This window comes from Pseudomonas sp. OV226 (genome assembly GCF_003148705.1).
Taxonomy (GTDB): Bacteria; Pseudomonadota; Gammaproteobacteria; order Pseudomonadales; family Pseudomonadaceae; genus Aquipseudomonas.
Map to the genome: position 1 here is coordinate 1 of NZ_QGGS01000042.1, position 12,837 is coordinate 12,837.

Here is a 12,837-nt window from a genome sequence, read left to right on the forward strand (position 1 = left end):
ACGGTGCCGCCGGCATTGACGAGGCTGGCGGCGTGCAGTTGCACGTCGGCCGCTTGGCTGTAGATCAGGCCATCGTCGTTGTTCAACACCGCGCCGCTGGCGGTCAGTACCAGCGGACCACTGGCAGCGACGGTGCCGGTGTGGCTGTTATCGAGGCCACCGGTCAACAAGGTCAGCAGGCTTTGGCTGACGATCTGCCCACCCTGGTTGTTGATCTGGTTGGCCTGTTGAATCAGCAGCGGACCGGCACTGGCGAGTTTCCCGCCGGTGTTGGTCAAAATGCCCAGCAGGTTGAGGGTCACCGCGCCATTGCCTGCGAGCGTACCGCCGCTGTTATCCAACGAGGTGCCGTTGACGGACAGGTCTTGCTGGGCATTGATCACCCCGCCGACGTTACCCAAGGTCGTGGCCTTGAGGGTCAACGTGGCGCCACTGTCGATCAGACCGCTCTGGCCGTTGTCCAGTCCGCCGCTGACGGTCAGGGTTTGATCCGTACCACTGGACAGAATGCCGCCCCGGTTGTCGAGACTGGCGGCCGTGACGGTCAAGGCTTGCTGGCTGACCAGGGCGCCGTTGGCACTGTTAAGCAACGCCCCTCGAAGGCTGACGTTAACATCCCCACTGCGGCTGGAGAGGGTGCCGGTGTTGCGGTTGTCGAGACTGCCACCGGTGACGCTCAGGCCCTGCCAACCGGAAATCAAACCGTTCTGATTGATCAGGGTGTCGGCATCGACGGTGAGCTGGCCGTTGCTGATCAGGTCCCCCTTGCTGTTATCCACGGTGCGGCCAGCGAGGTTCAAGCTCTGAGCACTGGAGATTTCGCCACCCTGATTGTTCAGGTCGCGCAGGTGAGTGATCGTCAGTTGCCCGTCGGTGGTGATTAACCCGCCCTGGTTGTTCAGGTCGCCGGTGGCGGTGCCGAAGTCCACAGCGATGGCACTGCCGAATAAGGTACCGTTCTGGTTGTTCAGGCCAGTGCTGCTGATGTTGACTAAACCAGTTGCCGTGATCCGCCCCTGGTTCTGATTGCTGAGCAGGCCATCGACCTTGAGATTGAGGGCGGCCTGACTGGTCAAGGTGCCGCCGCTGTTATCCAGACTGCCAGCCTGCACGTCGAGCGCGGCGGCGGCAATCAAGCCTTTGAGGTTACTCAGCGCCTGGTTGATGCGCAGGGTCAGGGTCTGATTGCTCAGCAGGCGGCCGTTGCTGTTGTCGAGGCTGTTGGCCGCGAAGGTAAAAGCCTGGGCGCTGGAGATTTCGCCGCCCTGGTTGACCACGCTGTTGAGGTTATTCAGCACCAGGATCGGCGCGGTGATCAGGCCGTTGCTGTTGGTGAGCTGGCCGTGGTTCAGGTCCAGGGTCAGGCTGGTGTTGCTGAACAGTTGACCGCCTTGCTGATCCAGCGCGGTGACGCTGGCGTTCAACGCCCCGGCACTGGCGATGCGACCGTTCTGGTTTGTGACGGGGCCGGCGTTGAGCGCCAGGCTGCTGCCGCTGCTGAGGCTGCCGGCGTTGTTGTTGAAAGCTCCGGTGCTGACACTGACCGCACCTTTACCGCTGATGCTGCCGGACTGGCTGTTATCCAGACTGACGCTGGACAGGTTCAGGGCCGCGTCGGTGACCAGTTGGCCACCCTGATTGTCGATCCATCCACTGCTGCCGATGCTCAATTGACCGGCGCTGGACAGGCTGCCCAAGCGGTTGGCCAAACTGGCGGCACTGACGCTGAGCAAGGCTTCGCTGCTGAGCAGGCCTTGCGTGTTGTTCAGACCACCGCTCAGTTGCACCGTAAGGTTTTGCTGGCTGCGCAGGGTGCCTGCAACATTGTTCAGGGTTGTGCCGCTGACGCTCAGGTGGCGGCTGGCGATCACACTGTGACCGTTGTTGGTCAACGTCTGTACGGCTACGTTGACGTCACCGCTGCTGTTGCGGCTGTTGTCGGCATTGACCCCAGCTTCGATGATGCCGTTGTTGGTCAACTGGCCGCCGGCACTCAGGTTGATACTGTCGCGCGCAGCGAGGCTCTTTTGGTTGGTCAGGTCGCCTTGGGTCTGGACGTTGAGCGAGGTGCCGGCATACACCGGACCTTGCGTCTCCAAACTGGTCGCGTTGACGCTGATCGCGCCGGTGGCGGCGGTTTGCGCCAGGCTCAATTGGCCGTTGGCACTGATCTGGATATCGCCGCCGCTGGCGGCCAGATTGCCGGCCAAACGGACACCGACCCCAGCCTCGGTACCGACCAGGCGAATGGTGTTGGCGTACATGCCGCCCAGCGCTGCCGAGTCGATGGCCAGTTGTGGTTTGGCGCTGCCGTCATCGGCGCGCGCGGTGGCGTTGAGGGTCTGCGCGTTGACGTCGTTGCGACCGGCAATGATGCTCAGGTTGTTGGCCTGAATCTCGGCGTTGATCTTGGCCGAACGGGTGATGATTTCGAAGCTGTCGACGTTGTTGGCGTTCAGGCCGACGCCGTCAATCGAGATACTGCCGCCGTCCACCTGGTAGTGGTCGAGGCCGCCGGCACCATTCAACACCGGCTTGCCAGTGGTCAGGGTGACCCGAGGGGTGTTGATGAATCCGCAGCCCGAGCACGAAATTCCATACGGATTTGAGACAATCACATGGGCCGACTGCCCCGCCACTTCGGTGTAACCGCGCAACTGGCTCGGGCTGCCGCCGACCACTTCGTTGAGGATGGTCTGCGCCGCGACCCGGTTGGTCATGTTCGGGTTGCCAACGATGATGCCGCCCAACTGCGTCGCACCGGTTTGCGCGGCGACGTTGTTGAGGATCAGCCCTTCGCCGCCGACGTTGTAGTCATGGAACTGGTTGTGCGAGAGGCCTGCGGAATTTGGCGTAGCGATGTTGACGATGGGCACGCCATTACCGGCGTGGTCCAAGGCCGTACCCGGACCACTGACCGCGATGCCGTCGGCCTGGGCCCAGATCGGTTGCCAGAACATGACGTTGGCCAGCAGGAACGCCAAACTGCGCTTGGGCATGCCCAAGAACTGCTCACGGGGCAACAACGCGGCAGATGGCTGAGATACCGGCAAGGCAAACTGGCGAGCGTCCATGTGAATCTCTCAAAAGTAAGGGGTCACGCATCGTTGCGAAGAAAGGCACGAACAAAGGAAAACCGCTCAAGGCTGAAGTCGATCCGTTCCGGGGGCTCTATCAGCGCCTAGCGCGGCGCTGGCGGATCGATCCGCTCAGGGCGCCCCCTCCGCCCTAGCGGTATTCATCAATTCGTTCATGTCAGCGGTCGAGTCCGGAAAAGGATCCTGTTCGGCCGTGAGTCGCTGGCGCATTTGCTCGGTGTTACCAAGGCTGAAATACAGCAGGCCCAACTGGGCGTAGTAACCGGGCGGCACCACACCGCCCTGCGCTTTGATGTCCTCAACGTCCGCCTCCAGGACTTCGATCAGCTCCTGTGCGGCGTCCTCCTGGTATTGCAGATTCACTGGCGGGGTATATCCACTCCAGGCGGTTCGCTCCGGCTTTTGTGTGCAGCCCGGCAGGGTCATAACCGTCAGCAGCATCCCCCACGCTAAGCACCAGGTTCTCGATGTATTGCCCTTCATATGTCGTGACCTTTATCTATTGTTCTTATGGGGTGTTCGGCTTTAGGTAGCGCGACGCCGACCGCCCTCAGCGCCTAGAGGAAAGCGCTCAGGCTGAAATAGATCGGCGCTTCGCGCTCGGTCAGCGCCTCGGGGCGTTCCAGAGAGTGGGCAAAGGTCACGCTGGTCGACAGGTGCTGCCCCCGCGCAAACAGTTCCAACGAGTTACTGGACATCCGGCCGTGTTGCTCACCGTTGTAAGCGCCGTGGGTGATCACGCCTTGGTCATAACCAAGACTGGTGCCGTATTCGGCGAACACCGGGCGCAGCCATTCCAGCGTCACCGGGCGGCTCCAGCGCAGGTCGTTGCGCCAGTAGCCACCGCTGTCACCGGACAAGGATTGGTCCTGGTAGCCGCGAATCGACGCAAGGCCGCCGAGGCTGGTGCGTTGTGGGCTGAACAACACGTCTTCGCTGTGCTGGCCGGTCATCAGGCTGCTGAAACTGAACGACTCATCCCACAGCTTGAACGGTTGCAGGTAACTCACCGTGGCGGTGTATTTACGGTAGCGTGCGTCGGCCTCGCCGGGGCCGGGATGGTTGTTGGCTTGCGCGTCGAACGCGCCGATGCCGTCCTGCATGCCCACGTCCAGGTTGACGAAGGCACTGCCAATGCGCCGCCCGTGGTTAAGGCCAAACTGCGCTTCGCTGATGCGGTTGCTGCTTAGGGCGAGTTTGCTGTCTTCAATAAAGTTGTTGCTGCGCAAGGTCGACACCCCGGCGTTGAGCGAGGTCTTGCTCAACGCATCGCGGTGGATCACTCGCTCAGCGCGCAACGCATGCGTCTGACTGTCGCCGGTTTGTTTGAAATCAAAGCCGTTGGCCTGGGCCAGCGAGCGATATTCGCTCTGGCTGTAGCTGTAACTGAAGTTCCACCACCCCCACGGCAGGTTGTAATACAGCATGGCGTTGTTGGAGGTGTGCTGATGATCGCTCACCGCATCATGGCCACCGCGCAACGACAACTGATCCGCCAGGCCCAACGGGCTGTCCCAGTCGAAGGTGGTGCCCCACTGTTGCTGGCCGGTACTTTTCTGCCCGTCGTTGCTGCGCGACAACCCGGCGCGCCAAGGCTTTTGCTGGGTGTTCTTGACCAGCACCTCACTGCCGCCAACGGCCTGACCGGGGGCCAATTCCATCTGCGCCTGATTGGACGGCAAGCGGTTCAACTGATCGACCATCTGCTCGATGTCACGCAGGTTGACCAGCTCGCCGGTTTTGCCGGGAAACGCCATGGCCAGTTCGCGCTCCGACAGTTGGCTGCCGTCCGCGCCTTTCATCCCTTCGAGCTTGCCCTAGACCACCAGCACCTTGAGGTGTCCAGTGGACAGGTCCTGTTGGGGCAAGTAGGCACGACTGGTGACCAAGCCTTTGTCGATGTAGTGATCGGTGATCGTTTTCAGCAGTTCATTGAGCTGGGGGACGCCTAGACACTGGCCGAGGTAGGGCTTGAGCAGGCGCTCACGCTCATTGACTGAGAGACTCTCAGCCCCTTGGAGGTCGATGTCCTTGATCGGGAAGCAGCGTTTATCAGCGGGCGCCATTGGCTGGGCCGGTTGAGCCGCTTTACCCGGCAGGGCTTTGAGTGCTTCGAGCCGGCGCTGTTGCTGTTCCAGCAAGCGTTCTTGGTGCTGGCGAAGCAGATCCTGATCGCCCGGTGTCTCGGCAGCAGCTTGTGTAGCGTTAAGCCCACTCAGACTAGCCAGTGTCATCCATAAAAAGTGCTTCATTCCGAGGTGAACCAAACGCATGCGCATGACATCCTTGTCGAAGACAATTGGGCTGAACCAGCCAAGAAATAGGAGGGGTGTAGAGCCACCCGTCGCGGAGTAACGTTTTTTATTGGTCGAAAACTTGTAGGGTTTAGTTGACGGTGATCACTTGCGGCCTACCAAAAGTCGATTTGAAATACTCCCGCGCAAATTTAACGAGCGCTTACGTCAGCGCTTAACTCTGCGTCACCCTGTTAGGCTTGCGAGTACCCGCTGAACTCAAGCACTCAGCCGCGCCTTAATAAGCCATGTTGCCACTCGGCGATCGATGCCGAACTGTAAGCGATTTGATAGCGGTAATACCAACCCGCCGCAGGCTATAAACCTCCCAGGAGACTTCTTCGCGCTTTGGGTTGTGCTCCTGACATTGCTTCGGAGATTGACCTGCTTAGGTGGCATCACCCTCGAAGGCAGACCGACGAATAAGGGCAACTCCACGATTCGGTCACTTTTTGCATAACGGCTGTCGCTTGAACACCTTCCCTATCTATCTACCCGCTGCAAGCTGAACTCACTCTAAAAACTAGAGCAGCGGTACATGCAGCATGGCTGCTGTGAAAGCCACGCAGAGCACAACAAATCAGAAACACTCCAGCAGCGAAAATCGCATTACCTACCTCACGTTCAATCAACAATAAAAGCGCAAAAAACAACATAAAACAGCCGCCAACACCTCACCAGGCTCAATGCGCAAACCTGCAAGCGATACATATGGTGTTAGCAGCGAAATAGTCAGTATGATCGATTGTTAGGCTAACTGTTCAGTCGCATTAAAGTATCGACCGTTTACGCCAGCCAGAATACCGAATGCGCCATCCGGCATAAATAAGCTGCTGATTTGAGTAATAGGGTTCAGTGCAACTCTGATTATCTTATAATTTCTAAAAGCAAAACGGCGAATGCCCGGAATCGCTGAAGACTTAGTCGGCGAGCAAAAACTTACAGCTCCTACTGTCATTGGCGAGTCAGTGAATGTCGACAATCGTTAAGCAAAAAGCTAATTGACGTCCAGCTCTAACACCTGATACTTTTTTGCGCACGGTAAGCAATGTGACGTATCGCAAAATAATAATTACAGTATTTTATGAGATCTCACATACGCTCACGATTCGCCGTTTAGCTTCCCATCGCCAGCCTTCTCTCATCCCATTTTTTCCGCTCAAACGGCTGATGTCACGTTCAAACGTGACGAGTACGGTATCGCCCATGTTTATGTCAATGAGGTTTACGGTGTGTTCTACGGCTATGCCATCGCTCAGGATCGCCTGTATCAACTGGAGATATCCCGACTCAGAACCCAGGGTCGGGTGGTGCAGGCTTTGGACAAAAACTACGTAAACTTTGACATAGGCTTTCGTAAAAATTATCGGCGTGGGCTCTTCTGACCACCCCTCCTCCTGCTGAGGGATGGTGCTACGCACCGCTTGGGTATCGAGGACAGATGACTGAACTCTGCCCACGAAGAGCCACCATCGATAGAGCGAGCCCCCTCCTCCTCTACAGCGCCGTCATGATCGTCGGGGCGGGCCCGAAATACCTGCAGTAGCCCGCATCGCGCCGGGTCGAAAAGAACGTTGTTTTATTCGTTTTGCAGGGCATCCTGCTTCGGATCAGGCGACAAAAAAAATCAGTTTTTGTTGTCCGTCCTGACCCTCAATAGCAGCTAGGGATGCCGATGAAAATCGTACACGTGAGTGACACCGGTCCTGGCGTCGCCAACTCCACACACGCCGTAAGACTTAACGCGTAAAAGACTAGGTATTGGCTCTATGCGACTTTTTGTATTGACCCTGGCAGCGATCATCTTGACCACCGGCTCGTTGGTATCTCAGGCCAAAGAATTGAACAAAAATGATCGTTTTGTCTGCAGTTGGGGGGCGGGAATAGCCGGCAACGCCCAAGCGTCGAAGCTGTCCGGTCTAAGTCTTTACGGCGCACGCAACCAGCTGCAAACCCACAAGTTTTCTTTACCTTGGATGCGCATGACGGCACTGGGAATTACCGAGCAAACGTATGACAGCCCATCGCGCCTAAAGCCAGCTGACATCAAGCAAACGTATTACGAACAATGCATCAGTCATGTGGTAACCGGCAGGTAATGCCGGGAATCGAACATGGAGGGCAGCCCGTCTTAAACGCTTTACGCCCTTCGGGGCTGTATCGCTGCCACGTCAATGCTTTCGCTCCCAGGCCGCGCACCTAGTACATAATGAGCTATCGCCGTGCACTTCGTTGTTAGGGCCAAGTAGTAATGTCGCAATCCAGCCAATTAGAGATGTCACCGTCAGCCTGATCTAGGGTTTATCTCCTGGACCTGAGGAGGCCCGACATGGCAACGGCAGATTTTGGATGGATTACGATGAGCCTGCGTGAACTGGACCGGATCAAGGTCATTGAGTCGATTATCGAGGGTCGCCTGAAGCCCCGCGCGGCCGCTCTGCGTTTACGGGTGACGGCGCGCCTGGCTAGCCAGCGCCGCGGTAAACCGAGCAATCATCAATTGCCCGCCGGTCTTGAACAACGGGCCGTGCGACTGATTCGCGAACGCTATCCGGACTTTGGCCCCACGCTGGCCCGGGAGAAACTGGCGGAATGTCATGGCCTGCGCCTGGCCAAGGAAACGGTGCGCCGGCTGATGGTCGATGCCGGTTTGTGGGTACCCCGCAAACAACGTCCGCCGAAGATTCATCAGCCACGCAACCGGCGTGCCTGCCGTGGCGAATTGATCCAGATCGACGGCAGCGATCATCGCTGGTTTGAGGAGCGCGGGCCCGCCTGCACCTTGCTGGTGTATATCGACGACGCAACCAGCCAACTGATGCACCTGCACTTCACTGAGTCGGAATCCACCTTCGGCTACTTCACGGCGACCCGCGCCTATCTGCAGCGTCACGGAAAACCCCGGGCCTTCTACAGCGACAAGGCCAGCGTATTTCGCAGCAACCACAAGGAGCCCCAAGGCGGCGCCGGTCATACCCAGTTTGTTCGGGCCCTGTATGAGCTGAACATCGACAGCCTCTGTGCCAACAGCAGCCAGGCCAAAGGCCGCGTGGAGCGCGCTAACCTTACCCTGAAGGATCGTCTGGTTAAAGAGCTGCGCCTGCGCGGCCTGAGCACCATGGCCGACGCCAATGCGTTTCTGCCGCACTTCATCGCCGATTACAACGCACGCTTCGCCAAGGCCCCACGCTCCGATCACGATGCCCATCGACCGGTGCGCGACGACGAAAATATGGAGTTAATCTTCGCCTGGCAGGAGTCGCGGCGCCTGTCGAAAAGCCTGACCGTACAGTACGACAATGTCCTGTATCTGCTCACCGATACCCCGCACAGCCGGCGCCTGGCCGGCCGCTATATCCAGATCTTTCATTGCCCGGATGGGTGCCTCGAACCCCTGATACGAAACGCCTGACCAGCGTTCCAGGCCAAAAGAGCCAGCGGGATCTGTCTCCCGAAGACATCGCCGAGGCTCTGGGATGCGTCGTCCCCCTCCCAGGCGCTGCAACGGCAAGCGAGCGAGAGGATCTGAGCATGCGCCAATCGATTAGCGCCCAGGCGTTGCACGCTCTGGTAGCCGCAGGGGCTGCCAGGGATGTGTTGGTGCTGCCGGGGCCAGACGGCATCGGCTGGCAGATACAGGTGCGCTAGAGTGGCTGCGGCAAGCACTACCCGTTGCGCTCGCGCCGTGAGCTGGTACGGGTCTTTCGTTCGCTCGACTCACTGAATCGCTACGTGGAAAAGCTGGGCATCCCAAGGTACAGCGTTGAGCTTTAGCCCATAAAATCGAGTGCTACGCCGCACCTCGATAAGCCGTAGGAGCAATGATAATGCGAGCCTATAGCTGCGGATAAGCGAAAATCTAGCGGTTGATCTCTGCCTCTGAGATCAACTCGATCACCAAAACTGGTGCTTGATCAAGAAGCCAGAGTTCTTTTTCGTGAGCGTCCCGCAGCCTTATAAATACGTCATCGTCAATTTGCATTGTTTCTCCGGCATGTAGTTGGGTCCTGTTTTCCAGCATGTAGCTCATGACGTCATTGAATATCTCAGAGTACCAAGATCCTTCATCATGCCCCTCAGCCAAAGCTGCGAAGTCAGGAAGATCAAACGCGTCTGCGCCGTAGGTTCGCATCCATATTCCCTTCTCCCCTTCTACTTCTAGCTTTACAAAACCGCAGAAGAACACGTTTAGCGGCATTTCGCGCAGCACTTCTAAGCTATCTGCACCCAACTCCGCCGCATGGAATACCCCGGCAGGCAAGGAGGTTCGTGCGTGCTCATTCAGCACCGCCACGCCATGTTGTTCAGCCATTGCGCCGGCAACCGCCGCGAGGGCGACATACCGATCGAAAGGATCAGTTGTGCGCCCGGCATAGTACAAAATCGCGAAACTGCGGGTTACACGCGCGCTTTCTTTAATGTCCTGCCCATAATGAGCAGGCGTCACACAGGCTTCCAAAGCGTCCGGCGGGTATGGGGCATCGAAGCCGATGATCTGCACAACATGATCGTTCCAGCCGGCCAAGCCCACGATTTGCGTGATTTCCGGATCCGTTTCGACACGCGCGCCCCGCATGGTTGGGTGGTAAGCCTGCAGTGCTGTAGTCAGAGAAGCAACGTCAATCAGCAATGGCCCGCTGAATACAATCGCCAGACTCAAGCGAGGGCTGATACTAGGCTCAGCCACCAAGGCGGCATATGCTTGATCTGTTTTGCGTCCGAAAAATTTTGAAATGAAGCTAAATGGCATGTTTATGAACTCCTTGATCTTGTTACTTTAAAATTCTGAAAACAATCAAGCTGTGTGTACAGCGGTTGCTGTTTTGTGTTCGTAGCAATCAGCACTTAACTCTCGCCCCGAAGAAGCGTAACAGCGTAACTAATTAAATATAGTGCGGAGATAATTAAATATAGTGCGGAGATAATTAAATATAGTGCGGAGATAATTATGTTCTTTAATTGTTTACATAAACTCGGATGGATATTTTTACGCAAACAATCTCGGCCAACGGAAATTATGGAGGCCACAGTTTAGACAGTTTAAAGAGGCGTATATTGAAAAGCGCTACCGATTGCGCCAAGCGGATCGCCGTTTGTGCCAGCTAGAGTGTCCTTCGAGCGGTGAGCGCCGTATCACCCAGGTATAAAGGAATCGTTTCCGGCTGAGCCAGAAACCGCTTAGCGTGTCATTTCGGCCCCAGCCGGAACCGACCCCTACTTGGCCTAGCGTACGTTCCCGCTCTGTTGGACTTCAAACCTCAGGTTCTATTCGAGACATTTCTATTTAGCCAAGGGAGCGACATTTCTACCCAGCCTTGACACTTCGTCGTGCCTACGGAAGCGCAGTAGCCACTGAGGGTCAATGACCAACTGTTACCAAGGCAAACGGTATCCCTTGCGCTAAATCCTCTGACTACTCAGTCATCATTGGTTAGGGCATATCGATTGATGCCGGAATCTATACCGATAACGCGCAGACTCCACGGCTTAGGTATCTGGCTGACGGCTCGGCGGTTGAACCAAAGCGGGTTCCACTTGCCGGGCATTCGCAATGGCGACGAAGTGGAATTGGATGCCGAGCAACTTCACATCTTGGTGCTGGGCCTGCCATGGCAATGCTTCGGCTTTGGCAGCGTGATCACACGACTTTAGCGGCTGCCATTAGCCTATTGATCTATCGCCGCGAACTGTCTGATCTGACAACATCCGCAGCATGACTTCGATCCCCAATATCGATCACCTTCCACCTGAACATCTGCGTGCATTGGCGATGCAGCTGATACAACGAGTCGAGCCCATGCACAAGAAAATGAACCGCGATCAAGCGGTGATCGAAAATCTGACCCACGAGGTCGTGCAACTCAAGCGCTTGACGTTCGCCTCGCCATTTTCTGAAAAAGCACATCGGACGCAGAAAGGAGGACAAAGAGAAACCGGACAAAATTATCCGCCAGATGACTTCATCAGGCGCATGCACTCCATGACAGAAAAATCAACCGAAGGGCACACGTTGCATGGACAGCCACGGTATTAATCGCGCCTTAATTTTGCATGTGATCAATCGCCATGGAGCGCCTCTACTACCGACTCACCAAATCCAGAATCTCAATCTGGTATTGAAAGCGAGCAGCTAAATGTTCCACAAGCAATGTTCCAAGCGACATTGCCAGCAACAGCACCCCAATAGAAAACAGTATCGCATTACCCAATTCATCCACAGGAAAAACCGATATTACTGCTTGAGAAACCCACGTAAATCCACCCAATCCACCAAACTCCCCAATAAAGGAATAAGAAGTTGCCAATAGACCAACGACAGCTGTTCTTTCTCCAAAAAAACGCGTAGGGCGCAGCCCTGTGCGTTTGGTTTTGCGTTCCAGCCAAAAACGCGCATCCTTCAGTGCTTGGGGCTCGTAATGAGCCAGGCGTTCCGCCAACATCTGCTCATAACGAATGTCTGCACAGAGACTATCAAGTGACAGTTCGTCCCATCTAAAAGCCAGCGATAGCGATGTGAACATTGGTACAACCCATGCACACAATGCTAGCAGCATGCTCACGATAGCCGGTACCTGGACGAATACATTGGTGTTGATTCTGTCAGGCTTACCCTCGTGAAAAATGGCGAAGCTAGCACTCAAAATTAATACAATTAACGCGACAACCAAACACCATTTAACAATCACCTGCGATTGCCGCTCAATACTTGACAGCCGTACTTTCGGCGGTCTGCATTTATTTAGCGCCTCCAATACCGAAATCGTTTCGTTGGTTACAATGGCGGCCGGCCTCCTTTGATCTTTATTGAATATTAAACTCTCTATTTTTCGGCGTTCAATCATGGCCTGCTGCTCCACAAAAACCTCTGTTTTTTAACCATGTGTTTTTCAGGCTCTCATTTATTCCGCTACGCCGTTGGCCCCAATGCGAAAATTTCCTTATCAAATAAATCCAAGCAAACAGTTCGTAATCAACGAGTCGGTATTACTGACCTAAATAAAAAATCAGCTACTTGCCTATTGCACCGATACAGCCATCTCGTGAACCGCGGCGTCGGTCCTCCTAGGGCGCTCCATCGCTGCACAACAGAAACGCATCACTGGGTAGGCATCGAACTCGAACACGTCCAAGGTCAATTGCTCGGCTGCCTCGACCGCACGGGGCGGAGCATGGGTGGCAGGATGAGCCTTGGAGGCTGCGATGCTCATGCTTTGCTCGTCGATGAGTTGCTGTTGCCGCGAGCGGTCCTTGGACGGTTGATACAAACGCTGGCCTCGCTACAGGTAGCCCGTAATCGGACCGCGTTTGCACCCTGCCCGCACGGGTGCTGAGCATCTTGGCCAGATGGGAAGCCACGGACGCCATGGCGGAAACCTCGCGGCTCCAGCCGACGCGTTTGTCCGCGTCGCCACCCAGGCGTTCGAAAAGGCTGCCGTATCCAGTCA

At 56.3% G+C, this 12,837-nt stretch carries 7 protein-coding genes and 5 pseudogenes; 4 read left to right on the forward strand and 8 right to left on the reverse strand.

What is annotated here, in order from left to right; all coding sequences use genetic code 11:
- From C7534_RS31965 to C7534_RS33450, 4 genes and pseudogenes are all read right to left on the reverse strand, one after another.
- Positions 1 to 3,074, reverse strand: a 3,074-nt coding sequence (locus C7534_RS31965) for a two-partner secretion domain-containing protein (RefSeq protein WP_146206231.1), incomplete at its 3' end; no start/stop codon positions are given.
- A gap of 135 nt (positions 3,075 to 3,209) precedes the next feature.
- Positions 3,210 to 3,539: a DUF4810 domain-containing protein gene (locus tag C7534_RS31970; RefSeq protein ID WP_158283952.1), complete on the reverse strand. Its 330-nt coding sequence runs from the start codon at positions 3,537 to 3,539 to the stop codon at positions 3,210 to 3,212.
- Between the two features lie 116 nt (positions 3,540 to 3,655).
- A pseudogene (locus C7534_RS31975) lies at positions 3,656 to 5,350 on the reverse strand (ShlB/FhaC/HecB family hemolysin secretion/activation protein).
- 1,124 nt (positions 5,351 to 6,474) lie between these two features.
- On the reverse strand, positions 6,475 to 6,852 hold the full coding sequence (locus tag C7534_RS33450; RefSeq protein WP_442963244.1) for a hypothetical protein: 378 nt from the start codon (positions 6,850 to 6,852) through the stop codon (positions 6,475 to 6,477).
- A gap of 309 nt (positions 6,853 to 7,161) precedes the next feature.
- On the opposite strand from C7534_RS33450, the gene C7534_RS31985 reads away from it, so the two are divergent.
- Positions 7,162 to 7,491 carry a hypothetical protein gene (locus tag C7534_RS31985; protein WP_109788242.1) on the forward strand — a complete coding sequence of 110 codons (330 nt, stop codon included), beginning with the start codon at positions 7,162 to 7,164 and terminating at the stop codon, positions 7,489 to 7,491.
- Positions 7,492 to 7,751: 260 nt separating this feature from the next.
- Positions 7,752 to 8,774, forward strand: a pseudogene (locus tag C7534_RS31990) (ISNCY family transposase); the annotation flags it as partial.
- A gap of 477 nt (positions 8,775 to 9,251) precedes the next feature.
- On the opposite strand, the gene C7534_RS31995 reads toward C7534_RS31990, so the two are convergent.
- Complete coding sequence (locus C7534_RS31995) at positions 9,252 to 10,142, reverse strand: DUF4261 domain-containing protein (RefSeq protein ID WP_109788243.1); 891 nt, start codon at positions 10,140 to 10,142, stop codon at positions 9,252 to 9,254.
- Positions 10,143 to 10,840: 698 nt separating this feature from the next.
- Between C7534_RS31995 and tnpB the strand changes: the two genes are divergently transcribed.
- Together tnpB and C7534_RS33095 are read left to right on the forward strand one after the other, a co-directional pair.
- A complete protein-coding gene (gene tnpB / locus C7534_RS33455) occupies positions 10,841 to 11,044 on the forward strand; it encodes an IS66 family insertion sequence element accessory protein TnpB (protein WP_109788244.1) in 204 nt (67 codons plus the stop codon).
- 61 nt (positions 11,045 to 11,105) lie between these two features.
- Positions 11,106 to 11,273: pseudogene (locus C7534_RS33095) on the forward strand (IS66 family transposase); the annotation flags it as partial.
- Between the two features lie 199 nt (positions 11,274 to 11,472).
- Here the strand turns inward: C7534_RS33095 and C7534_RS32010 are convergent.
- From C7534_RS32010 to C7534_RS32020, 3 genes and pseudogenes are all read right to left on the reverse strand, one after another.
- Positions 11,473 to 12,234 carry a hypothetical protein gene (locus C7534_RS32010; RefSeq protein WP_146206232.1) on the reverse strand — a complete coding sequence of 254 codons (762 nt, stop codon included), beginning with the start codon at positions 12,232 to 12,234 and terminating at the stop codon, positions 11,473 to 11,475.
- A 229-nt stretch (positions 12,235 to 12,463) separates the two neighbouring features.
- Positions 12,464 to 12,669 (reverse strand): annotated as a pseudogene (locus C7534_RS32015) (serine/threonine-protein phosphatase); the annotation flags it as partial.
- Positions 12,670 to 12,673: 4 nt separating this feature from the next.
- Positions 12,674 to 12,837, reverse strand: a pseudogene (locus C7534_RS32020) (type VI secretion system baseplate subunit TssE); the annotation flags it as partial.

Excerpts from the sequence above, each read along its gene's own strand:
- C7534_RS31985 (WP_109788242.1), top strand. The coding sequence starts at position 7,162 with ATGCGACTTTTTGTATTGACCCTGGCAGCGATCATCTTGACCACCGGC.
- C7534_RS32010 (WP_146206232.1), bottom strand. The coding sequence starts at position 12,234 with ATGATTGAACGCCGAAAAATAGAGAGTTTAATATTCAATAAAGATCAA.
- C7534_RS31970 (WP_158283952.1), bottom strand. The coding sequence starts at position 3,539 with ATGCTGCTGACGGTTATGACCCTGCCGGGCTGCACACAAAAGCCGGAG.
- C7534_RS31995 (WP_109788243.1), bottom strand. The coding sequence starts at position 10,142 with ATGCCATTTAGCTTCATTTCAAAATTTTTCGGACGCAAAACAGATCAA.
- tnpB (WP_109788244.1), top strand. The coding sequence starts at position 10,841 with ATGCCGGAATCTATACCGATAACGCGCAGACTCCACGGCTTAGGTATC.